The sequence below is a fragment of the Prosthecobacter fusiformis genome (genome assembly GCF_004364345.1).
In the GTDB taxonomy this organism is placed as follows: domain Bacteria; phylum Verrucomicrobiota; class Verrucomicrobiia; order Verrucomicrobiales; family Verrucomicrobiaceae; genus Prosthecobacter; species Prosthecobacter fusiformis.
In genome coordinates, this window is sequence record NZ_SOCA01000004.1 from 75,535 (window position 1) to 98,906 (window position 23,372).

At 59.2% G+C, this 23,372-nt stretch carries 14 protein-coding genes; 7 read left to right on the forward strand and 7 right to left on the reverse strand.

All coding sequences use genetic code 11. From position 1 onward, the window contains the following. Positions 1–19: 19 nt before the first annotated feature. The 6 genes from EI77_RS13060 to argJ all read left to right on the forward strand — a co-directional run bounded on the left by EI77_RS13060 (position 20) and on the right by argJ (position 4,550). On the forward strand, positions 20–715 hold the full coding sequence (locus tag EI77_RS13060) for a MotA/TolQ/ExbB proton channel family protein (RefSeq protein WP_133795728.1): 696 nt from the start codon (positions 20–22) through the stop codon (positions 713–715). Positions 716–748: 33 nt separating this feature from the next. Then, positions 749–1,165 carry an ExbD/TolR family protein gene (locus EI77_RS13065; RefSeq protein ID WP_133795729.1) on the forward strand — a complete coding sequence of 139 codons (417 nt, stop codon included), beginning with the start codon at positions 749–751 and terminating at the stop codon, positions 1,163–1,165. Further along, the gene (locus tag EI77_RS13070) at positions 1,162–1,893 is read left to right on the forward strand and encodes a hypothetical protein (protein WP_133795730.1); all 732 of its coding nucleotides are present in this window, start codon (positions 1,162–1,164) and stop codon (positions 1,891–1,893) included. The genes EI77_RS13065 and EI77_RS13070 overlap by 4 nt, the downstream gene beginning before the upstream one ends. Then, positions 1,890–2,132 carry a hypothetical protein gene (locus EI77_RS13075; protein WP_133795731.1) on the forward strand — a complete coding sequence of 81 codons (243 nt, stop codon included), beginning with the start codon at positions 1,890–1,892 and terminating at the stop codon, positions 2,130–2,132. The genes EI77_RS13070 and EI77_RS13075 overlap by 4 nt, the downstream gene beginning before the upstream one ends. A gap of 82 nt (positions 2,133–2,214) precedes the next feature. Next, positions 2,215–3,264 (forward strand): N-acetyl-gamma-glutamyl-phosphate reductase, encoded by a 1,050-nt coding sequence (gene argC, locus EI77_RS13080; protein WP_133795732.1) that lies wholly within the window; start codon positions 2,215–2,217, stop codon positions 3,262–3,264. Beyond that, complete coding sequence (argJ, locus tag EI77_RS13085; protein ID WP_133795733.1) at positions 3,261–4,550, forward strand: bifunctional glutamate N-acetyltransferase/amino-acid acetyltransferase ArgJ; 1,290 nt, start codon at positions 3,261–3,263, stop codon at positions 4,548–4,550. The genes argC and argJ overlap by 4 nt, the downstream gene beginning before the upstream one ends. A 109-nt stretch (positions 4,551–4,659) precedes the next feature. On the opposite strand, the gene EI77_RS13090 is transcribed toward argJ, so the two are convergent. The 3 genes from EI77_RS13090 to EI77_RS13100 form a co-directional block, all read right to left on the reverse strand. Beyond that, on the reverse strand, positions 4,660–5,961 hold the full coding sequence (locus EI77_RS13090; RefSeq protein ID WP_133795734.1) for a DUF1501 domain-containing protein: 1,302 nt from the start codon (positions 5,959–5,961) through the stop codon (positions 4,660–4,662). Between the two features lie 45 nt (positions 5,962–6,006). Then, on the reverse strand, positions 6,007–8,172 hold the full coding sequence (locus tag EI77_RS13095; RefSeq protein ID WP_208300347.1) for a DUF1549 domain-containing protein: 2,166 nt from the start codon (positions 8,170–8,172) through the stop codon (positions 6,007–6,009). A 215-nt stretch (positions 8,173–8,387) separates the two neighbouring features. Then, the gene (locus EI77_RS13100) at positions 8,388–15,308 is read right to left on the reverse strand and encodes an ice-binding family protein (protein WP_166647229.1); all 6,921 of its coding nucleotides are present in this window, start codon (positions 15,306–15,308) and stop codon (positions 8,388–8,390) included. Positions 15,309–15,984: 676 nt separating this feature from the next. Here EI77_RS13100 and EI77_RS13105 point away from each other — a divergent pair. Further along, positions 15,985–17,433, forward strand: coding sequence for a sulfatase (locus tag EI77_RS13105; RefSeq protein WP_133795737.1), 1,449 nt, complete (start codon positions 15,985–15,987; stop codon positions 17,431–17,433). 13 nt (positions 17,434–17,446) lie between these two features. Here the strand turns inward: EI77_RS13105 and EI77_RS13110 are convergent, their stop codons facing one another. The 4 genes from EI77_RS13110 to kdpB are packed head-to-tail and all read right to left on the reverse strand — an operon-like array spanning position 17,447 to position 23,371. After that, positions 17,447–18,112, reverse strand: a complete 666-nt coding sequence (locus EI77_RS13110; RefSeq protein ID WP_133795738.1) for a response regulator transcription factor — start codon at positions 18,110–18,112, stop codon at positions 17,447–17,449. Then, the gene (locus tag EI77_RS13115) at positions 18,093–20,744 is read right to left on the reverse strand and encodes a sensor histidine kinase (protein ID WP_133795739.1); all 2,652 of its coding nucleotides are present in this window, start codon (positions 20,742–20,744) and stop codon (positions 18,093–18,095) included. The genes EI77_RS13110 and EI77_RS13115 overlap by 20 nt, the downstream gene beginning before the upstream one ends. Positions 20,745–20,762: 18 nt before the next feature. After that, complete coding sequence (gene kdpC, locus EI77_RS13120; protein WP_133795740.1) at positions 20,763–21,347, reverse strand: K(+)-transporting ATPase subunit C; 585 nt, start codon at positions 21,345–21,347, stop codon at positions 20,763–20,765. A 14-nt stretch (positions 21,348–21,361) separates the two neighbouring features. After that, a complete protein-coding gene (gene kdpB, locus EI77_RS13125) occupies positions 21,362–23,371 on the reverse strand; it encodes a potassium-transporting ATPase subunit KdpB (protein ID WP_133795741.1) in 2,010 nt (669 codons plus the stop codon). Position 23,372: the final 1 nt, after the last annotated feature.

Consider the following 23,372-nt stretch of genomic DNA (forward strand, 5'->3'; position numbering starts at 1 on the left):
CTGGGCACAACGCAACGACATGACTGAACTGATTTCTAAAGGAGGACCTCTGGTATGGCTACTCATGGCTTGCATGGGTTTTTCCATCGCCATTTTTCTTGAACGGCTCGCCTATTACCATCGAGTGAGCATGAATATCGGGGAGTTCCTGGCCGGGCTCGCCGCTCTGATCCGTAAGCGGAACTACGCTGAAGCTTTGCAGGAGGCGCTGGCTACGCGGGTGCCTGCCGGACGAGTTATTCATGCGGCTTTGCTTCGCCATCACGCTCCGCGTGAACAGCTCAAGGAAATCGTGCAGGAAGCGGGCCAGATGGAGGTCCCGCGGCTAGAACGTTACCTCGGCATCCTCAATGCCATTGCTCATGTCGGTCCTCTGGTTGGCCTACTGGGGACGGTCATCGGTCTGCTGGACAGTTTTACCAATCTCTCTTCCGCCAACGGCATTACCACACCTGCGGAGGTAGCACGGGGTGTTTATCAAAGCCTCATTACCTCGGCGCTCGGCCTTGTGGTGGCCATTCCCGCTTATCTTTGTTATGCCTTCCTGAGCGCCCGGTCCCGCTCGATCATGCACGACCTGGAGCGTGCAGGTGTGGAGATCGTTAACCTTATCGAGGACGCTAAAGCTACCGATAACATCGTGGAATTCCGGCAAGCCAGTGTGGAGGAGAATCATCCTCAAGTGAAAGGACGCTCGCGCGGGCAGCGTGGTTGAGTTAGAATCCTGCGGCACCCCCACCTGCCAACGATGAAGCTCGAAAGCCATCTGCCGAGGCAAAGTCCCTGGCTCTACATCACGCCGCTGCTGAATGCTATTCTGCTGCTGCTGGTGTATTTTCTGTTTAGCAGCGGTTTTGTCATCCAATCCGGCATCACGGTAGAAAAACCCCGTTCATCCAGTCGGCTCACTGGTTTTGACCGTGCTCATATCATCACCCTCGCCCCAGGGAATGAAGTGCCCATGTATTACGATGGCCGAAGGGTGAATTTCGATGAACTGACCCGACTTTTGGTGGAAGGGCGTGCGGGGGAAAGACGCGTCATCATTCACCATGACCGCCAGGCTCCCAGTGGACGCGTGGTGGAAGTCATCAATCTGGCCCAGGAGCTAGGCTATGAGGCTGCGCTTTCCACCACTCCATCGCCTGCGCCCCTGGCCCCATGAAGAAGGAACGCCTGCTCACCTTCGACTGGCACACGCATGACAGCAGCATCCTGCGCATGGGTTTTGCACTCCTGGTCACGCTCGGGGCTATCGTGAGCTTGTTTATCGTCTTTCGGGTGGTCACTCCAGAGTCACGGCAGGTGGATGTGCGTCCGCAACGCGTAATGCTGCTGAATCCAAGTGTGCCTGCGGAGCGTGCCCTGATCCATCTGGCCATGGACCGCAGCTTTGGCCTGCTGCCTTCGGAGTCTTCAGTCACCGGACCTCTGCAGGTGCTGAAGATGCCCGCCTTTACGCCTAGCTATGCCCGGCATGAACTGAGGCTGAAGCCGCTGCCCTCCGGTCTTGCGGCTAGCACGCATACGCGGCCTTTTGCCCTGGATATGGATGTTCTGCCGCCATTGCCGGATCCCGTGACGACGCCCCGCGCAGCCCCCGCGCCATCCGTTTTACAAGCTGTGGTCCAGGGACCGGTGGCTGCCCGCGCACCCAAGATGCGGGCCATTAAAAACGTGCCGCTGGCAGATATGAACAGGCCGCGTTTTCAGGTGGCCGTCGGCAGCTTGGGGCAGGTGCTGCTGGCTTTGCCGCTGAATGCTTCCGAAGATGCTGCGATCAATCAAAAGCTGCATGCCGCCGTCACCCAGCTCCATTTCACACCGGCGGAAAGCGAGATCGAATGGGGGCAGGTGTCATTCGAGTGGGTAAACGGGGAGGCGGCTCCATGATCGGCATTGGTCTGGCGCAACTCATCATGCTGGTCATGCTCATCGGCGTGAGTTCTGTGTGCAGCCTTTGGTTTTATACTTTCTGGCGCGAGCGCAGAAGGGAGGTTAAGCGCCGCCGCATCGCTATCCTCTGCCGCATCTGCGGGTGTACGTACGCCATTCCTCATAAATCCCCGCACATTACGGTCTGCCCCTCCTGTGGGAGCAAGAACGAGCGCGGGGGGCTGCCACCTATTTGACCTGGAATTTGAGTTCCCAGGCAGTCTGACTAAATCTGATCTTGCGGGAAGGGCAGGGGGGCGCATACTCCGCCCCTCCCTAATGTCTCAAAAAGTCAAAGTTGCTGTCCTTGGCGCGAGCGGTTATTCCGGCATTGAATTGCTGCGGTTGCTGCTGCGTCATCCTCACGCCACACTGGTGGCGGTAACCTCGCGAACCCTTGCTGGCAAGGCCCTGTCGGATGAGTTCCCCCGCTTTCGTCAAGTGGGTGTATCCGACACGCTGACTTTTACGGCTCCGGATGTGGCCTCCTTGAAACAGAGCGGTGCGGAAATCGCCTTTCTGGCTCTGCCCCATGGCGTGTCAGTGGAATATGCTAAGCCTCTGCTGGAAGCTGGAATCAAAGTCATCGACCTCAGTGCCGACTTCCGGCTGCGCAGTGCAGAAGTGTACAAGGAATTTTACGCTCATGAGCATCCGGCTCCTGAACTGCTGGATGAAGCTGTTTATGCCCTGCCGGAAATCCGTGCGGAGGAGATTAAAAAGGCCCGTCTTATTGCCTGCCCAGGCTGTTATCCCACCAGCATCCTGCTGCCTTTGATCCCCCTATTAAAGGCGGGTCTCCTGGCAGAAGATCCCCTGGCTGTTTCCAGCATGAGTGGTGCCAGTGGTGCCGGCCGAAACGCCAGCATCCCGCTGCTTTTTTGTGAAGTGCAAAACAGTCTGCGCAGCTACAGCGTGCCCCAGCACCGGCATCTGAGTGAGGTGGGCCAGGAGCTCAGCCTCGCTGCCGGGATGCCCGTGAAGCTTTCCTTCGTCCCGCATCTGGTGCCTGTGTATGCAGGCATTTGCACCACGACCTTCGCCACACCCAAGGAAGGCGTGACGGTGGAGCAGGTGGAGGCTGTTTTGAAAGAAGCCTATGCGGACCAGCCGTTCATCCGTTTGCTGGGGAAAAACCAGTCTCCGGATACTAAACACGTGATGGGAACGAACTTTGTGGACATTGGCTGGGCGCTGGATGCACGCGCAGGCCGTCTGATTTTGATGAGTGCCGAAGATAACATCGGCAAAGGTGCCTCCAGCCAGGCAATCCAGAACATGAACCTTGTGTGCGGCTTTGATCCTGCTGCCGGACTGATGAGCGTATGAACGACGATTTTTTTGATCCTCTCCGCGAAGGGCGGGTGCCTTTCACCACTGTTGACGGTGGAGTCACCGCTGCGCGCGGATTCCGTGCCGGGGCCATTTCCTGCGGCATCAAAAATCCTGAGGCCACCCGGCTGGACCTCATGCTCATCACTTCCGATGTGCCGACCGTCACCGACGCGGTTTTCACCACTAATAAAGTGCGTGCGGCCTGCGTTCGTGTCTCCCAACAGCACATCAAGGACAGTGACGTCCGCGCCATCATCGCCAACAGCGGCAATGCCAATGCGTGCACGGGGCCGCAGGGCATCCAGGACGCCAAGGCCATGTGCAAGGCCACCGCTGAAGCGCTGGGCATCCGCATGCGCCAGGTACAGGTTTGTTCCACCGGCATCATCGGCATGAACATGCCTATCCAGCGGATCACCCCGCGTGTGAAGGAGCTGGCTGAAAAACTCACTCCCACCGGTTCGGATGACGCCTCACGCGCCATCATGACCAGTGACACCAAGCCGAAGACCTATTCCATTGAGGTGCCCTGCGGCACCGGCAGCTTCCGCGTGGGCGGCATTGCCAAAGGTGCTGGCATGATCTGCCCTAACATGGCCACCATGCTTTGCTTCATCACAACGGATGCGAAGATCTCGGCAGATGAACTCAAGCGGGCTATGCGCAGTGCGGTGGATCAGTCGTTTAACTGCATCACCATCGACGGTGATACCAGCACCAATGACACCGTCATCGTGATGAGCAACGGGCAGGCTGATGCACCTCCGATCAAGAAAGGCAGTGAAGAGGCCAAAATCTTCCGCTGTGCCCTGCACAAGGTCATGCTGGAACTGGCCAAGATGATCGTCGCCGATGGTGAGCGCGTCACCAAGTTTGTAGAGATCCGCGTGCGCAATGCCCGCACTCATGCCGATGCGAAAAAGGCCGCTGAAGCTGTAGCCAAGTCCATGCTGGTCAAATGCTCCTGGCATGGCAGCGATCCAAACTGGGGCCGCGTGATCCACGCTGTGGGTTATTCTGGGGCACGCCTCAGGGAGGAACTGATTGATATTTACTTCGGTGGCCTCATTGCCTGCAAGGGGGGGCTGACTTCCAACACTCCAGTGACGGAACTTGAAAAAGTGGTCCGTGAACCGCGCTTTTCTGTTACTATTGATCTCAATCAAGGCAGCGCCAACCACATCGTCTATACCAGCGATTTGTCCGAGGAATACGTGGATTTCAACAGCAGCGAATACTCTGCGGCCATCCATGCGAAACGGCAGAAGGGGCTCGCTTAGCAAGATAGAAGCTACAAAATCGCTTTAGTTCTGCCCGTATGAGGGCAGAACTAGGCGGGTTAAGGATGAAAGTTCCGTCGCTAACGGTGACGGAGTTCACTCACCGATCTTAGCCAAACAGTGCGGTGATCGGCTGTCCTTTGTCGGCAATGGTGAAGGGCCTCTTGGTTGGCGAATACAGGACCTGGTCCAAAGGCAGGCCGAGCGCATAACCGATGGTCGCATTGAGGTCTGGCGGGGAAACTTTGTTCTCGGTCACCTCAATGCCCTTGTCCGTCTTGCCATAGATCTGTCCACCCTGGACGCCGCCGCCCCAGATGGCGGAGCTGAAGGCTTTCGGATAATGGTCGCGACCAGAGTTCTGGTTGATTTCAGGCGTGCGGCCGAATTCGCTGGTGATGACCACCATGGTATCCTGCAACAGGCCGCGGCGTTCCAGATCACCCAGCAGTGCTCCGAGGGCCTTGTCCAGCTCGCTGATCTTTTCAGGCAGGCGGGCATAGATGTCATTGTGCATGTCCCAGCCACCATTAGTGACCTCAATGAAACGCACTCCATGCTCGATCAGGCGGCGGGCCAAGAGGCAGCCTTGGGCGAAGCTGCCGGTACCGTATTCTGCCTGCAACTCTTCAGGTTCCTGGGACAGATCGAAAGCGGTGAGGTCAGCGCTTTTCATGACCTTGACGGCATCCTTGTAAACATCGCTGTAGGCACGCACGGCGCTGTGGCCATAAGTTTCTTCGAAGCCAGCATTGAGCTTGGCGGAAAGATTGAGGCGGTAGTCGAGATCGTTTTCCCCCAGCGTAGCCAGGCGCTTGCTGTGCTGCAAGCCGGTGCTAGGATTGCTGAGCAGAAGCGGCTGGAAGGAAGCTTCAAAAAAACCACCGCCAGGATGCTTACTGTCATTGGAAATGACCACCGTGCCGGGCAGGTCTGGATTGCCCTTGCCCTGGAATTTTTGTAACCATGCACCCATCGTCGGATGGCGGGTGGCCCCGCGCATGGTGTAGCCCGTGTGCTGGTAATAGTTCCCTTGCTCATGTGCCCCCTGGGTGCTGGAGAGACTGTTGATGACCACGCCGTGGTGCATGAACTTCGCCACGGTGGGCAGACCTTCACCCAGTTGCACTCCGTCCGCACTGGTAGGGATGCACTTCGTATCACCCATGGTATCTGCACCGGGGCTGACGCCGAAGGTGTCCAGATGGGTCATGCCGCCGGCCATGTAGAGATAGATAACATTGCGCGCGGTGGGCACCTGACGCGCTTTGGAACTGCCCTCAAAGGCCACGGCCATTGCCTGGCCGTGCATGAGTGGCTGCATGACGGAGACACCAAGGCAGGTCTTGGCGATGTTCATGACAAAGTCACGACGGGTGGGCTCTTCAGCGCGGAGGAAAGAAGGATTCATGGCAGGCTGGAATGAAGGGTGGCGTGGTGAAAGACCGTGCAGGGATTATTGGATGAAGAGGAATTGTGATCCGGTGATGAGGGCGTGCGTCACATCCTCCACGGCTATGTCACCCCGCTCCTGGATAACCTGGGAAAGCACGGCACGTTCATTGTTGGTCGGGCGACGACTCAACAGAGCCTCGTATAAGAGGGCCACTTTTTCATCAGCACTGCCAGCATCTTTCAGTTGCTGGCTGAGCAGCGAGACCGGGCTGGTCAGGCTTTTGATGACGGGGCCATTTAGCAGAGTCAGTGCCTGCGGGACGGAGGCGTCCTCACTTGCGTTATCGATCACCTCGCGGTCAGACTGGCCAAAGGTGCGCAGGAAGTGGCCGGGCCGGGCAGGGGAGGGTAGCTCGGAAGCGCGGGACACCATGGTCCTGTCCCCTTCGTTGCGGCTCAGCGCCTTGCGCTCCTCCTTAGTCAGTGTGGCCATGACCTCGCGGCTCATCTTGGGCCGCTTTTTTGCTTCTTTGTTGGCTTCCTTGTTCGGGCTGTAGCCTCGGATGAGGTCTTCAGCGCGCTCTTCACCGATGAGGTTTTCCAGCAAGTTATTGCTGGATTCTCGGCGCAGCTTATTGGCTGCATTGGCCAGGGCTTTGGCATCCGCTGGATTGGCCACGCCGTCTTTTTGTTCGGCCATCTTGGCGCGCATCTCATCCAGCTTGCGGTCGTTTTCTTTCCGTTCTTCCATTCCCGCTTTGGCTGCTGCCACGATGCCTTCAGGGCCTTTTTCTTTCATCGTGGTGATGAACATGTTTAGATCGTTCAGATACTGGTGCAGGCGCTGGTTTTCTTCGTCCACTTCGCCATCCACATTGCCTTTGGTGAGCGTGATCATGGAGTCCCAGACCTGTTCGGCACTCATGCGGCGCAGGGAAGGGCCGGTGAAGTGATTGATCTCTCCCAGGGCCACTTCCTGCGTGCTGGCCATGCGCTGGTAGGTGTCGGTATTGTAAAGCACGCGCAGGAAGGATTTGAGCGAGTATTTTTTCTCGATCATCAACTGCGCCAGGTAATCCATCAGCGCTGGATTGCTGGGGACTGTGGAGTCGGTGATTTCGTCCAGAGGTTCGATCACACCCGTGCCGAACACGTGTTTCCACATGCGGTTGGCGATGACTGTGGTGAAACGTGGATTTTCCGGATCGGTCATCCAGTCGGCAAAGGCCTGTACCGTGGTCTGACCTTCTTTCGGCGTGGCCTCATGACCAAACATGGCGTTAGGCTGGATAGTATCTCCGGGCTTGGCGTCTGTATAAGCGTAGTCGGCTGGCAGCTTGGGCAGCTTACCTTCTTGCCAGGAGACGGCGGTGTAGCGGAGCGGTTTCATCACGTCTCCCAGAGCTTTTCTTACCTGGTTCATTTCCTCGCTGGTGGCTTTGCCTTTCTCGGCAGCTTCTGCGCGAATTTTTGCCATCTCTTCAGGATGATCCTTCATGTATTGGCGGCGGTCTTTGGCCTTCATGCTGGTGATGAATTCCGGCAGATTCTTGTTTTGAGGGGGACGCCTTGGCAGCTTGATGTCGGTGATGCCGCTGCCACGTGTGTCCATACCATAAGTGAAGGCAGCCATGCCGTAATAGTCCTTCTGGCTCCACTTATCGAAGGGGTGGTTATGGCACTGGGCACACACGATGCTGGTGCCCAAAAAGACCTGAACGGTGTAGGCCAGGTGATCCAGCTTGTTCTCATCCCGCTGGTAAAAGCCAATGCTGCCGCTGTCCCATGCACCGCCTTCGGTGGTGAGGAGCTTTTTCACAAACTGGTCATAGGGCGTATTGGCCTTCAGCTCTTTCTTCAGCCATTCCTCATAGGCCTCAGCCGTGATCCTGCCTTTCGTATTGTCCGTCAGGCGTAATACATCGGCCCAAAAGTTGAACATGTGGCTGGTATAACCATCACTGCCCAACAGCTTATCGATCAGTTTAGCACGCTTCTGCGGATCCCCTGATTGAATGAATTCACGCGATTCTTCCACGGTCGGGATGCGGCCTGCGATGTCGAGATACAGACGCCGGACGATCACCTCATCCGGTGCGGCGGCATTGGGCTGAAGATTGTGCTTTTGCCAGTCCGCAGCGAGCAGACTGTCAATCTTGGCGGCCTCGGGCAAAGCAGCGCCGTGGGTGACGGTGGCGACCAGCAGGAGAAGGGCGAATGTTTTCATAGCGTGAAGGCAGGCTTCGGTCTGACGGCGCTGAAACGTGAAGATTCGGTGTTTCTTCATTTTATACCTAAAAAAAGTCAAAAAGGCTGCCTGACTTATTATCAGCGCAGCCGTTTTTAAGAGGTATAAAATCCCTCCATACTTTACGCTCCCCGCCACCCCGAAGCTCTTTTATACCTGGGAGCGATGGGCGGAGGGGAGGGACTCCATCGGCCTCAAGGGAGCTTGAACAGCACTTCTCCGCTGACGGTCTCAACTCCCCCAGGTGTGGCGGGGATCACGAAGTTCCCGTCGCCGATGAGCTGGACATCGTTTCCTGCGGGTTGCCTGAGCACACCGCTGATGATCGCCACACGCTTCACGCCCGCATCCATGAGCTCGAAGCTGCCGGTGAAGGTGCCGTTTGTCGTGTTGAGTGTCGTTTTCCATTTCGTCAGGTTGTTAATGCCTGGGACTACGAAGACGTTGCGGGAGCTGAGCGTCATGGTGGTGGGCAAGCTCGCATGGGAGGTGCTGCCTGTCGCGCTGTGAAGCACCACGAAGGTGTCGCCCGTCAGGCCCAGGAGACTTGTCAGCGGCAGGGTGGCCGTGGGTTTCACCCAGGGATCCAGCGTCAAGCCTATGGTTAAGGGGACGAAGCCAAGCGGGTAGCTTTTGTCCGTCGGCCACGGGGCCTTGGCCCAGACGAGCGAGGGTTCCGTCACCAAGAAGCGCTGGCTGTTGAGCGAGTTTGGCTGCATCTCAAAGGTGCCGCTCAAGAAGGTCTCCACCCGCGCAGGTTTGTAAGGCTGCACCCAGAGCCGGTAGCTGGGCGTCTCTTCCTGACTCGGGAGGACGGAGGTGGTGAAGGCGGTGCCATCTCCCAGCTTGCCAACGAGGGCGATAGCCCCCCGAGTGCTGACCGTAGCCCGTGCCCAGCCTGCCCCGCGTGGCACCCCAACAACCAGTGGCTGTGCGGGCTCCAGCACGCCTGTGTAGGCACCGCTGAAGTTCACCTTCGCGCCGCTGGGCAGCAGCAGCAGACGCTGGCCATCCGGGAAGGTGGCAAGAGGCTGGCTGTTTTTTGTCAGGGTACCCGTCAGCTCGCCCTTCAACGTGAGGGTGAAGCTCACTGCATAGGTTGCGCCTTGGCTGAGCACCGTCGCTGCGCCCGTCGAGCGCTCGGTGAGGAAGTTTGTTATCAGCGCACCTGAGAGCCGCAGGGTGGAGGTTTCCCCCGCTAGGGCCATCGTGCCTGAAAAGGTCTTGCCGGACGAGGCCACCGTCAGGCTGAGTTTGCCTGAGGGGAGGTTTCCTCCATCTGCCAGAAGCGCCTCATAGCCAGCCGCAAAGCCCTCCACCACGAGCGTGCCTTGGCGGTAGATCAGGGTGTAATTGGCCGCCAGCCCGCTCTTGGCGGTGATGGGATACGTGCCGCCGACGCTGGTCACCTTGGCGCTCGTCGAGAGCGTGGGCACTTTGGTCAGCACGGCTGAGGTATCGCTCCCCACAAAGCCCTCATACACTAGGTCTAGCAGGGGATTGATTTCTCCTGAGAGCTTTCGTTTGTCCTGCGGCACCACGTAGAGTGGGGCTTGGGTGATGACGAGCGTGCCTTTTTTAGTCACTCCACCGGCAACCGCCACCACGGCATAACGCCCGGCGGCCGTGGGGGGTGTCGTGCGAAAGACGCCTCCTACTTGATAGGTCACGGTCACGGGGCTTGTGGTGCCTACGGACCCGATGGCCTTCGGCGTGCCATTGTAGCGCTGGCTCAGCCCGGTAAGAGTGAGCACCGTGGGATTTGCCTTCACCGTGATCACGCGCGTCACGATTTTTGCGGCCGCGTAGTTCCCACCGCCCACCTGCGTCGCCCGGACGGTCACCTGACCCACACCTGTCGGTGTTAAGATCGACCCCGCGAGTGTCGCAGGTCCTAAGAGCTGCAGGAGCACGGGTAAGCCTGAGCTTGCCTCGGCGGTCAGCGTCAGGGGCCCCTGCCCGAGATAATGCGTGGCCGGGGCGTTGAAGACGATTGTTTGCGCCAGTGACCGGCTCAAGGTGCCAAACCCGCTCACTGCAAAGGTTAATGGATTGAGGTCAGGGTTATTGCTGGCAATGCTCAATGTGGCTGTGCGCAGGCCTGGCAGGCTGGGATCAAAAGTGATCGCAAAAGTCGTGGACTGCCCCACAGCGATGGAGCTGGAGGGTAGAGCCGTCACTTTAAAATCCGCCGCATCACCGCCCAGGATCTGCACGGCGGGGGTGCCGGTCAGAACGAAGGCGGCGGTGCCATTGTTTTGGATGGTGAAGGTGCGCGTCACCTGAGCATTGAGGAGGCTGACGGAGCCAAAGGCTGTGAGATCCTCCAAGGAAGGGGAAGTCTCTCCATTGTCGATGATGATGCCATTGCCGATGACTAGGACAGTGGGGGTCCAGTAGGTGAAAAGGCTGTTCGCGATATTGCTGCCGCTCGGGGTGGTGACAATCACACTCACGGTGCCTGCGGCCCGGGCCGGGGTGGTGGCGGTGATCTGGGTGGGGCTGTTCACGATGAAGCTGGCACTGATGCCATTAAAAGTGACTGATGTGGCGCCAGTGAAGTTGGTGCCAGTGAGGGTCACCTGGGTGCCGCCTACCGTTGTGCCGGTGGCGGGGGTGACGAGGGTGATGGTCACCTCCTGGGCCTCGGTGGCAAGAATGGCCAGCGTGGTCACCCCTGTGTTTGTCGCAGTCGCCACGCCTGTCAGGGTGGTCGCGGCATTGATCGCTGCCTGGGCATTGGCCAAGGCGAGCTGAAGGGCCGCCCATTCTTCAGGCGTAAAGTTTGCTTCCTGATAGGTCGCTGCCACCGCCGCCAGGTTGGCCAGCGCCGCCGCCACGGCCGCAGCAAGCGTTTCTGCACTCGTCGGCACCGCGTCCAGCGCCGCCAGAGCCGCGCTTGTCGCAGCCGCCACACCTGCCGGATTGGTCGCGGCAATGATCGCTGCCTGGGCATTGGCCAGGGCGAGCTGGAGCGCCTCCCATTCTTCAGAGGTGAAGTTTGATTCCTGATAGGTCGCTGCCAGGGCCGCCAAGTTGGCCAGCGCGGTGGCTTTAACCACCGCCAGCGTTTCGGCAATCGCCGCCAGCGCCGTGTTCGTGGCCGTGGCCACGTCTGTCAGATTGGTCGCGGCAAGGATCGCTGCCTGGGCATTGGCCAGGGCGAGCTGCAGGGCTGCCCATTCCGCAGGGGTAAAGTTTGCTTCCTGATAGGTCGCTGCCACCGCCGCCAAGCTGGCCAGCGCCGCCTCCTGGGCCGCTGCCAGGGTTTCGGCATTCGTCTGCACCACATCTAGCGCCGTCAGCGCTGCGCTCGTCGCCAGCGCCACACTTGCCGCATTGGTCGCGGCAAGGATCGCTGCCTGGGCATTGGCCAGGGCGAGTTGCAGGGCTTCCCATTCCTCAGACGTGAAGTTTGATTCCTGATAGGTCGCTGCCAGTGCCGCCAGGTTGGCCAGCGCCGCCGCCTTGACCGCCGCCAGCGTTTCTTCGGCAATCGTCGGCACCGCATTCATCGCCGCCAGCGCCGCGCTCGTCGCCAGTGCCACACCTGCCGGATCGGTCGCGGCATTGATCGCTGCCTGGCCAGTCGTTTGGGCGAGGATCAGGGCCGTCCAGCTCTCAACAGTGTAGTTTGCCTCCAGATAGGTCGCCAGTGCCGTCGTCAGGTTTTCCTGCGCTAGTGTCTGAGTCGTGACCAGCGTCTCGGAAAACGTCGGCACTGTGTCCATGGCCGTCAGAGCCTCATCCCTCGCCGTCGTTACGCTGGCCGCATCAGTGGCTGCGTTGACCGCTGCGCTACCAGTCGCCCTGGCGGCGATCAGCGCCAGCAAGTTTTCGGAGGTGTAGTTGTTGGCTCCAAGGTAGGTTGTAAACGCCGTTGTCAGGTCGTTGAGCGCCGCCGCCCTGACCGTAGCAAGGGTCTCGTTGATAACCGGTACCGCATCCAATGCTTCCAGCGCCTCGTTGGTCGCCGCTGCCACACCTGCCAGATCCGTCGCGGCATTGATCGCTGCTTGGCCATTTGCAATGGCGGTTTGCAACGCCATCCAGTTCTCAGAAGTGTAGCTCGCCTCCAGATAGGTCTCTACCACTAGCTCAAAGTCGTTCAGTGCTGCTGCCTTGACCACTGCCAGCGTTCCGGTAATCGTGGGCACCGCAGCCATCGCCGCCAGCGCTGTGGTTGCCGCCGTCGCTACGCCTGCCGAATCAATGGCCTGATTGATCTCTAAACTACCTGTCGCCCTCGCGGTGATCAGCGCTAGCAAGTTTTCGGCGGTGTAGTCGTTGTCTTCCAGATGGGTCACAAACGCCGTTGTCAGGGCGTTTAGCGCCGTCGCCCTGGCCAGCTCCATGTCCCCGTTGATGACCGGCACCGCGTCCATCGTGGCCAGCGCTGTATTGATCGCCGTTGCCAAGTCTGCCAGATTCGTCGCGGCATTGATCGCTGCCTGGCCATTCGCAATGGCGGTTTGAAGAGTCGTCCAGTTCTCGGTGGTGTAGTTCCCCACCACATAGGTCGCTACCACTGCGTCTAAGTCGTTCAGCGCGGCCACCTTGGCCCCGGCCAGCGTCACAGTAAGGGTGGGGACCGCAGCCATGGCCTCCAGCGCGGTGGTTGCCGCCGTCGCCACGCCTGCTGGATCAGTGGCCGCGTTGATCGCTGCACTGCCTGCCGTCCTGGCGGCGATTAGCGCCGTCCAGCTTTCGAAGGTGTAATAGTTGGCTTCCAGATAGGTCGCCAGCGCCGTTGACAGGGCGCTCAGCGCCGCTGCCCTGGCCGTTGCCATGCTCTCGGTGAAGGTCGGCACCGCGTCCAACGTGGCCAGCGCTAGGTTTGTCGCCGTCACCACGCCTGCCAAATTCGTTGCCTCATTGATCGCGGTTTGGCCATTCTCATTGGCGGCTTGAACAACCGTCCAGTTCTCGGATGTGTAGTTGGCTTGCAGATAGGTCACTACCACCAGCGCAAAGTCGCCCAGCGCTGCCGTCTTGGCCGCAGCCAGCGTCCCGGCCACCGTGGGTACCGCAGTCATCGCCGCCAGTGCCGCGCTCCTCGCCGTCGCCACGCCTGCCAGATTGGCGGCTGCCTGGATCGCCGTGTCACCGTTCGTCTTGGCGGTTGTCAGTGTCGTCCAGTTCTCGGGAGTGTAGTTTACTTCCGGATAGGCCGCCAGCGCCGTCGTCAGGTCAGTTTTCGCCGCCACTTTGGCCTCCGCCAGTGTATCGGGCACTGTGGGCACCGCGTCCATTGCCGCCAGAGCTGCGGCCTTTGCTGCAGCCACGCCAGCAGGATCAGTCGCCGCGTTGATCGCGGTGTCGCCATCCGTCTTGGCATCGAGCAGGGCCGTCCAGTTCTCGGAGGTGTAGGGGTTCGCTAACAGATAGGCCTGCCGCGTCGCCGTTAGTTCGTTCCTCGCCGCCGTCTTGACCGCCGGCAGGGTCTCGGCCAGCCCGAGGTCCACACCGAGGTGGGTGGTGCCGCCCAAAACCACAAATTCCGTAGAATCGACATAACCGCCGACGTCACCGGACTCGCTATTGCTGTCCAGCGTATCATCTTCACCCTGATTGGGGTCGGTGACGCGGTAATCGGTGGTGAAGTTAGTCAGATCCCAGCGGACGAATAATGTGCCCGGCTGCACCCCTTCAAATAAATAGTTCCCGCCGACATCGGTGACGGTGGTAGCCACTACAATGGGGTCTGGAAATCCGACGGGGGGAGCTCCTGTGACTGCTGAAACCGTCGTGGCTAAGGCGATGGTGCCTGCAGCTTTGCCTGCCATTGCCCGGCCGCTGATGTTGGTCGTCACACCAAAGGTGATCGCCGCGCCGCCGAGGATGTTTCCCCTCATGTGAGTGCCTGCCCCCAGAGAAACAGCCCCTTCCACGATCCAATAAACATTCGCGCTTTTAGCATTGTTGGCCAAAATCACATTCCCTGTTGCCGCCGTCGTGCCAAACGCGCCGACGATTTGGATGATGAAGACAGCCTCAGCATCACCTTCGGCATCAAGAGTGACTGAAGAGGCCAAAGTCGCCGCCGCGCCGATTTTATAAACACCGGGCTTTAAGGTCTTTCCGCCCAGCTCAAAGGCAGCGGCAGATAAGAGCTCATCCGGTGTTCGATTTTTGCCATCATTGTAAGCGGTCTCAAAATCGGCCAGAGCCGTCATGACCGCTGCATGACCCGTGGCGTAAACGGTTCCTGTCGAAGTGATCCCTGCGGCGATGGCACCCGTGCCCGACCCCACATTGCCAGTCACATTGGCTGATCCAGAAATGGCCGCACCTGCCAGGGCTCCGAAATTAGCTGCCGTTCCAAGTTCAAGGGTCTTTTTTTCCAACACAAGCTGCATCAGGGAAACTGGAATGTTAGAGAACCCGGCGGTTTCAGACGGATCTTGAATGCCATTGACGTTCGAATCGAACCAGACCCGGTCGCCCACGACCGAAGGATCCACCGGTACGTTAATTGCAGTGGCCATGGCGATGGTGCCGGCAGTCGCGCCGGCCAGAAGACGCCCGTTGACGGTGGTGGTCGCACCAAAGGTGACCGCAGCATTTCCGAGGATATTTCCCTCCATTTTGATACTGGCCCCCATGGAAACGGCCCCTTCCACGATCCAAAAAATATTCGCGCTTTGCGCATCGTTCGCCAAAATCACATTCCCCACGGATGCTGTTGCACTGAATGCTGCTCCGATTTGGATGATGAAAACAGCGTCAGGGTCTCCTTGGGCATCCAGAGTAACCGGGGAGCCCAAAGTCGCCGCCGCGCCGATTTTATGGACACCGGGCGTTAAAGTCTTTCCGCCCAGCTCAAAAGCTGCTGCTGACAATATAGAATCAGGCGCTCGATTTTTAGCCTCAGCGTAAGCCGTGGCCACATCGGTCAAAGCTGTTGTGACAACCGCATCACCAGTGGGGTAAATGGTTCCTGTCGAGGTGATCGCCGGGGCGATGGCACCCGATCCTGACCCCACATTTCCTTTGACCTGACCTGTCCCCGAGATCGCCGCACCTGCCAGAGCTCCGAAATTCTTAGCTGTTCCCAGATTGACAGGCACCGCATTGGCCGCCCACAACGTTCCGCCAGGGAGCGCCACAGTCATTGCCAAGATGATGCATCGGAACAAGTGGCGCATTTTAGCGCACACTTGCGAACCGAATGTTTGAATCGAATGACCATCTCGTATTTTGGAAGCTTCCATAATGTAATCTATTATCGAAATTTTATATATTTATGGCTGTATTGAAATAATAATTTATTTATTCTTTTTATGGTATTAGGTCAGATATTACTTTTATATAAGTATAACTTATATGCCCTTGTCTAGGGACTCCCGCGTGACGAGGGTGGTCTGCGGTGCGCAGATTCGCCTAGCTAAGAGCGATGGATTTGATCCACGGAAAACAATCAATCTGATTTCTACCGACCCCTATCCCACGCAGCGTGGGAATAATGGTTTTTTATTGTGTTCTCTTCAGTTGGTAACTCCCTTTTTGTTTCCCGACTGAAGGAAGTTAAAAATATGCCGCTTACAAAGTAAATACTATGCATTTACGTGGTGAGCATGATATAACCTTGGCGAAATTATGAAAAACTCTCCATCGCCGTCTAAAACCACTTTCTTTGTGGCTGCGGGATTGCTCCTAGTTCTTATCTTTTTATTGTTGATCGCAGGTCTTCTGCCAGCGCCTCTTTAAAGACTGATCGCTCACTCAGTCCGCAGCCAATCTCGAAAAATCCCGGAAGATGGTGAATGAGGCCACCGTTCCACAGCGCGCATGAAACTGACGCGCCTCCTTCCCGCCCTGCTGGGCCTGTTCACTTTGAGCCTCTCCGCCGCTGAAAAGCCGGACGTGCTCTTCATCGCCGTCGATGATCTCAATGACTGGGTAGGCCATTTGAAGGGCCATCCCCAGGCCAGGACACCGAACATTGACCGCCTGGTCGCCCGTGGCACCACCTTCACCAATGCCCACTGCGCAGCGCCTGCTTGCAATCCTTCCCGTGCGGCCCTGATGAGCGGCTTGCGTCCCTGGCAGACCGGCATCTACACAAATGACGATCCTGCAGGAGGCGTGATGAAGGACACCCTCACCCTCAACCGCCACTTCCTGGCCCAAGGCTACAACACCCAGGGGGGTGGCAAGATCTATCACGGCGGTCCCAGCGAAGGCCGCGAGGATACCTGGACAAAATGGATGGGTCTGTTTGACGGGACTAAAAACCATGAGGGCAACATGAACGGCCTCAACAACGGCCATTTCGACTGGGGTCCGCTGGACTCAAAGACGGAGGAGATGGGCGACTATAAACTCACCGACTGGGCCATCAACGAACTCAAAACCGCTCCCACAGACAAACCCCTTTTTCTGGCCGTCGGTTATGTGAAACCACACCTTCCATGGTATGTCCCGAAGGAGTACTTTGACCGTTTCCCCCTGGACAGCATCCAGCTTCCGCTGGTCAAAGAAGATGACATTGATGACCTCCCGAAAGCAGGCCTGAACATGGCCAAACCCGCTGGCGACCACGCTGCTGTGATCAAGGCGAACCAGTGGAAGCAGGCCGTGCAGGCTTACCTCGCCACCATCTCCTTTCTGGATGACCAGGTGGGCCGTCTGCTGGACGGACTGGACGCCAGCCCGCGCAAGGACAAGACCATCATCGTCTGGTGGACCGACCATGGCTGGGCCCTGGGTGAAAAACAGCATTGGCGTAAGTTTGCCCTTTGGGAGGAAACCACCCGCACCTCCTGCGCCATCGTCGTTCCTGGCATGACCCAGCCGGGCAGCGTTTGTGCAGCCCCGGTGGACTATTTGAACATCTATCCCACCCTGTGTGAAGTGACCGGTCTTCCCCTGCCTGAGCATGTGAAAGGTGCCAGCCTCGTCCCCTTGCTCAAGGACCCGAAAGCCGCCTGGGACCACGTCGCCATCTGCAGCCATGGCCGGGGTAACCATGCCGTCCGCGATGCGCAGTGGCGCTACATCCGTTATGCCGATGGCAGCGAGGAGCTCTACGACCATACCAAGGACCCAAATGAATGGACCAACCTGGCCGGTGAAGTGGGCATGAGCGACATCAAGACCAAGCTCGCCACCTCACTTCCCGCTGCTGATTCCGAAGTCCCCGCAGTCGCTAAGAAAAAAGAAGGCAAAAAAGGCAAAGGGGACGGAAAGAACAAAGGTAAAAAGAAGAAGGCTGACAAGAAAAAGACCGAGGAATAATCCGCCGCCTTTTTCATCCTTCCGCACTCAGCAGCCGGTAGCCGATTCCAGGTTCGTTCCGGATCTCCACCTCGCTGCCGATCTTGCTCCGCAGATGATTCACATGCACGCGCAGTGACGCCGTCTGGTCCGCATTCAGGCCGGGCCAGACGGTTTTTATGAGCGCCTGCTGGGTGATGATTTTTCCCGGATGACGGGCCATCGCCTTCATCAGCGCATACTCTGTCGGCGTCAGTTTGATCTCCACCCCCTTCAACGTCACGGCATGGTCCGCAAAGCTCACATGCAAAGGCCCGAGCGTGACATCCGCCACTTCCACGCTGCGCTGCCTGCGTGTGATGGCCGTGAGCCGGGCCATCAGCTCCGCCGTGCCAAAAGGCTTCGTGACGTAATCATCCGCTCCGTTTTCCAGCGCCGCCACCTTTACGCTCTCCTGATCTCGGACACTCAAAATCAGCACAGGTACATCGCTCCATTCGCGCAGCCGTTTCAGCACCTCCAACCCGTCCATGTCCGGCAGGCCCAGGTCCAGCAGCACCGCATCCGGTTTATGAAAAGCCGCCTCCTGCAGCCCCTGCTGCCCGGCCTCCGCCTCACGGACCGTGTGGCCGCGTGATTCCAGCGCCAGGCGCAGCAGCCGGCGGATCTGGACTTCATCATCAATGATCAGGCAGGTCATGAGGGGAATGATCTACTTCAATCACCACCTCCGCGCCACCTTCAGGATGATTGTGTGCGTTTATCCTGCCGCCCTGAGCTTGCACAAATCCCCGCGCAATCGCCAGCCCCAGCCCGGTTCCCCCGGCCGGAGTGCCCGGTGCCCGGTAAAATTTCTCAAACACCCGCAGCGCACTCTCTCCTGGAAATCCCGTCCCATGATCACGCACAGCTAGGCGTAAACACCCCTGCTCAATGCCCGCACGGATCTCAATCGCCGTCCCTTCCGGCGTGTACGCAGCAGCATTGTGCAGAATGTTTGCCAGTGCCTGGGCCATCAGGGCCGCATCCATCTTCACCGGCGGCATATCATCCTGCACACGCAGCCTCAGCGGATGCCCGTTCAGCGCCGGTCCCGCTGCGGCGCGTGCCGACTGGATGACATCGCGGATGTCACACCAGTCCAGGCTCGGCTGCATCACCGCAGATTCGATCCGGGTCATTTGCAGCAGATGATCCACCACTCGCTGCAGCCGCTCCGTCGCCGTCGCGATTTCACCCGCATAGGGGGAGCTGGCACCCGCTTCCTCGCGCAGGCCTTCCAGGGAGGCCTGGATCACCGCCAGCGGCGTCTTCAATTCATGCGAGACACTGTCCAGCAGCGTCTGCCTCAGTTTCTCCGATTGCTCCAGCACTTCCGCACGGCTCGCTGCCTGGATGAAATGTTCCTTCTCCAGCACCAGCGCCAGTTGCAGAGCAAAGGCCTCCACGGTCTGCCTCATGGTGAAATCCATCTTCACTTCTCGCCCCAGCCTGATGCCCATCACGCCCATGGTGGACGTCGCCGTTTGCAGCGGAAACCAGGTGGCGTCAGATTCCGGCAGCGTATCCGTAAAACGTCCCGCGGCCTGCTTGTGATCAAAGCTCCATCCCACCACGCCCCACTCTTTTTTGTTAGGCTGAAAGTTGCTCGCCTCATGCGCCCCCGTGCTCAGCGTATGGTCCCCCTGTCTTAAAACCAGCGACACCCCGGCCTGCAGCAGATCCGTGATGATGCGTACCGCCTCCTGCAATCCCTTGCCGGATTCCGCAGTCAGAGCCGCACTTTGCGTCACGCTCAATAGCGCCGCCGTCTGCCGCTGACGTCGCCGTTCCGCCTCCTCGCGTTGCCGCAGCCTGGTTGTCAGATGCCCCATGCTGAAGGCCACCAGGAAGAACATGCCAAACATCAGCATGTCCTCCGGCTCATCAATGTGCAGCGTGAACTGCGGCGGAATGAAAAAGTAGTTCCACACCAGCGCACTCACCGTCGCCATCGCCAGCACCGGCCCGCGGCTGAAACGCATGCCCGCCCCCATCACTCCCAGCAGCAGCACCAGCGCCGCAAACGTATACCCCGTCACCGGCAGCAGCGCCCAGCACAGGCTCGTCAGGATAAAAGTCAGCGCCAATGCCCAGCTGTAGCCTTCCACTTGGGAGGCTGAAACAGCCGCCGGAGTCACCACGCGGATCTTGCCTTCACGCCCCATCACCGGGCGCACCACACACACATCGATGTCCCCGCTTTCTGCAATGATCCTGTCCGCCAGCGAGCTCCCCCACCCACGCCTGTCCGGTTTCCCCACCACGATCTGAGAGACATTCCTTTCCCTCGCCAGTTGCAGCAGGGCCTCTGCCACGTCGTCCCCGGTCAGGGACACCACCTCCGCGCCCAACCGGCGTGCCAGTCCCAGTGCACGTGTCAGCACTTCTTGTTCGGCAGCCGTCAGCGCGGCGGATTTCTCCACCCAGGCCACGATCCATGGCCCGTCCAGCCTGGCTGCCGCCCGTCGGGTCCAGCGGATCAGGCTTTCCGCGTACGGGCTCGGGCCCACGCCCACCAGCAGCCGGGCATTCGTTTTCCACGCGCTCGTCACCCGCCGTACCCGCCGGATGTCATCCAGGTCCCGGTCCACACGTTCAGCCGTGAAACGCAGTGCCAGTTCACGCAGTGCCGTCAGCGTGCCCTCCTTGAAAAAATTGGAAACCGCATGCTCCGCCCTCTCCCCCAGATAAACCTTCCCCTCCGCCATCCTCTGCAGCAGCTTTTCCGCGCTCAGGTCGATGAGCTGGATCTCATGCGCCCGGTCCAGCAGGGAATCCGGCACCTTCTCCTGGATGGTCACCCCGCTGATCTGCTGCACGATGTCCACCTGGCTCTCGATGTGCTGCACATTCAGCGTCGTATACACATCCAGGCCCGCATCCATCAGCTCCAGCACATCCTGGTAGCGCTTCGCATGGCGGGAGCCCGGCGCATTCGTATGCGCCAGCTCATCCACCAGCACCAGTTGCGGCCTCCGGCGAAGTACTTCGTCCAGATCGAATTCTTCCAGGGAAAACCCTCGGTGGTCTAACCGCTTGCGTGGCAAAACAGGCAGGTCCTCCAGCAACGCCGCCGTTTCGTGCCGTCCATGCGTTTCCACCACGCCTGCCAGCACGTTCACCCCCTCCTTCGCCCGCTGCCTCCCCGCTTGCAGCATTGCATACGTCTTTCCCACCCCCGGGCACATGCCCAGGAAGATATGCAGGCGGCCTGGTTGACCCTGGGACTGCTGCCTTTGCATCTGCGCCAGCAGTGCATCAGGGTTCGGGCGTTCATCTTCCGGCTTCATGATGTATCTTGAGACGAATTAGTTGGCCGCGTCGAGTGCCAGATTCAGCAGGACCACATTCACTCCGGCCTCTCCCAGCACCCCAAGGCCACGCTGCGCCGTGGATGCTTGGATCTTCGCCCGCACCGCTTCCAGGCTCAAACCGCGGGCTTTGGCCACTCGCGCCGCTTGCATCTCTGCATTCTCCTGGCTGATGTGCGGATCCAGTCCGGATCCAGAAGCCGTGACCGCATCCGCAGGCACCTGCACCGTTTCTGCCAGCCCGTTTTGTCCTCGATACGCCGCGACACGCTCCTGGATCTGATCGTGCAGCTTCTGGGAGGTCGGGCCCAGGTTGCTGCCGCCGGAGCTGGCCGCATCATAACCGCTCCCTGCCGCACTCGGTCGCGGGTGAAAGTAACGTTCACCCGTGAAGTTTTGTCCCAGTAGTTTCGAGCCACGCACCTGGCCGTCCTTGTCCAGGATCAGGCTGCCATGAGCTTCATCGTTAAAAGCTGCTTGGGCGATGACGGTGACCACCAGCGGATAGATGCCGCATGTCACACCCGCCAACACGAGTGTCGAAAAAAGGGCGGGACGGATTTCTTTGAGTAGTGTTTTCATCGAGGTATCAGAGTTTAAAGGTTGATCAGCACATCAATTGCCTTGATGCCAATGAAGGGGACGATGAGGCCGCCCAGGCCGTAAATGAGCAGGTTCCGGCGCAGCACTGCCACCGCCCCCAGGGCCCGGTAGGGGACGCCCTTCAGGGCTAGGGGGATGAGTGCCACGATGATCAGGGCATTAAAAATCACCGCGCTCAGGATGGCGCTCTGCGGGCTCACCAGTCCCATGATGTTCAGCGGTGCCACCGCCGGGAAAGTGGCCATGATCATTGCCGGGATGATGGCAAAGTACTTGGCCACATCATTGGAGATGCTGAAGGTTGTCAGGCTCCCGCGTGTCATCAGCAGTTGTTTGCCGATCTCCACGATCTCGATCAGCTTCGTGGGGTTGCTGTCCAGGTCCACCATGTTGCCCGCTTCACGCGCTGCCTGGGTGCCTGTATTCATCGCCACGCCGACATCCGCCTGCGCCAGGGCAGGGGCATCGTTGGTGCCGTCGCCCGTCATGGCCACCAGGTGCCCGGCTGCCTGCTCCTCGCGGATGCGCATCAGTTTGTCCTCAGGAGTCGCCTGCGCCATGAAGTCATCCACGCCAGCTTCCGCTGCGATGGCGGCCGCCGTCATCGGATTGTCTCCGGTGATCATCACCGTGCGGATGCCCATCTTTCGCAGTTGGGCAAAGCGTTCCTTGATCCCGCCTTTCACCACATCCTTCAGCTCCACCACACCCAGCACGCTCGGTCCTTCAGCCACCACCAGGGGCGTGCGTCCGGCACGCGCCGCAGCCTCCACCGCCTTCGCCACTTCAGCCGGATAAACGCCGCCCAGCCCCATCACATAGCTTCTCATTGAGTCCGCCGCACCTTTGCGGATGCTGCGTCCATCCAGGTCCACGCCGCTCATCCGCGTCTGCGCTGTGAAGGGGACAAAGACCGCATGCGGTTCCGCCAGCTCACGTCCCCGGATGTTAAATTTCTCCTTGGCCAGCACCACGATGCTGCGGCCCTCCGGCGTCTCATCCGCCAATGAAGCCAGTTGTGCCGCATCCGCCAGCACCTGTTCAGTAATCCCCGGTGCCGGGCGAAAATCGGAGGCCATGCGGTTGCCGATGGTGATCGTGCCTGTCTTGTCCAGCAGCAGTACATCAATGTCACCCGCTGCCTCCACTGCACGTCCGCTGGTGGCCATCACATTGCGGCGGATCAGGCGGTCGATCCCGCTGATGCCGATGGCGCTCAACAGCCCGCCGATGGTCGTCGGGATCAGGCACACCAGCAGGGCGATCAGCACTGGCACGGAAAAGTTTGTCCCTGCATAGATGCCAAAGGGCATCAGCGTCAGACATACCAGCAGAAAGATCAGCGTCATCGCCGACAGCAGGATCGTCAGCGCGATTTCATTCGGTGTCTTCTGCCTCTTCGCCCCTTCCACCATCGAGATCATGCGATCAATGAACGTGTTGCCTTTCTCGGAGGTGATGCGGATGACGATGCGGTCGCTGATCACCCTGGTTCCGCCCGTGACAGCACTGCGGTCACCGCCGCTCTCGCGGATCACCGGAGCCGATTCCCCCGTGATCGCCGCCTCGTCCACACTGGCGATGCCCTCGATCACCTCCCCGTCCGCCGGGATCACGTCTCCCGTTTCACAGACCACTAGGTCTCCCTTTTCCAGGGAGGTCGCCGGGACCAGGTTTTCCTGCTGGCCGTTCAGCCGGCGTGCCATCGTGTCTTTGCGTGCCCGGCGGAGGCTGTCCGCCTGCGCTTTGCCCCGGCCTTCCGCCACGGCTTCAGCAAAGTTGGCAAACAGCACGGTGATCCAAAGCCACACGCTGAGCTGGATAATGAATCCACGGTCAGCGGCCGCAGTAAAAATGCTCGCCGTCGTCAGCACGGCTCCGGTCATCGTCACGAACATGACAGGGTTCTTCACCATCAGGCGCGGGTCCAGTTTTTTGAAGGACTCGCCCATGGCAGGGATGACAATCGAAAGGTCAAAGAGGGAACTGGGTTTGTGAGACATA

Excerpts from the sequence above, each read along its gene's own strand:
- EI77_RS13060 (WP_133795728.1), top strand. The coding sequence starts at position 20 with ATGACTGAACTGATTTCTAAAGGAGGACCTCTGGTATGGCTACTCATG.
- EI77_RS13065 (WP_133795729.1), top strand. The coding sequence starts at position 749 with ATGAAGCTCGAAAGCCATCTGCCGAGGCAAAGTCCCTGGCTCTACATC.
- EI77_RS13070 (WP_133795730.1), top strand. The coding sequence starts at position 1,162 with ATGAAGAAGGAACGCCTGCTCACCTTCGACTGGCACACGCATGACAGC.
- EI77_RS13075 (WP_133795731.1), top strand. The coding sequence starts at position 1,890 with ATGATCGGCATTGGTCTGGCGCAACTCATCATGCTGGTCATGCTCATC.
- argC (WP_133795732.1), top strand. The coding sequence starts at position 2,215 with ATGTCTCAAAAAGTCAAAGTTGCTGTCCTTGGCGCGAGCGGTTATTCC.
- argJ (WP_133795733.1), top strand. The coding sequence starts at position 3,261 with ATGAACGACGATTTTTTTGATCCTCTCCGCGAAGGGCGGGTGCCTTTC.
- EI77_RS13090 (WP_133795734.1), bottom strand. The coding sequence starts at position 5,961 with ATGAATCCTTCTTTCCTCCGCGCTGAAGAGCCCACCCGTCGTGACTTT.
- EI77_RS13095 (WP_208300347.1), bottom strand. The coding sequence starts at position 8,172 with ATGAAAACATTCGCCCTTCTCCTGCTGGTCGCCACCGTCACCCACGGC.
- EI77_RS13100 (WP_166647229.1), bottom strand. The coding sequence starts at position 15,308 with ATGACTGTGGCGCTCCCTGGCGGAACGTTGTGGGCGGCCAATGCGGTG.
- EI77_RS13105 (WP_133795737.1), top strand. The coding sequence starts at position 15,985 with ATGAAACTGACGCGCCTCCTTCCCGCCCTGCTGGGCCTGTTCACTTTG.
- EI77_RS13110 (WP_133795738.1), bottom strand. The coding sequence starts at position 18,112 with ATGACCTGCCTGATCATTGATGATGAAGTCCAGATCCGCCGGCTGCTG.
- EI77_RS13115 (WP_133795739.1), bottom strand. The coding sequence starts at position 20,744 with ATGAAGCCGGAAGATGAACGCCCGAACCCTGATGCACTGCTGGCGCAG.
- kdpC (WP_133795740.1), bottom strand. The coding sequence starts at position 21,347 with ATGAAAACACTACTCAAAGAAATCCGTCCCGCCCTTTTTTCGACACTC.
- kdpB (WP_133795741.1), bottom strand. The coding sequence starts at position 23,371 with ATGTCTCACAAACCCAGTTCCCTCTTTGACCTTTCGATTGTCATCCCT.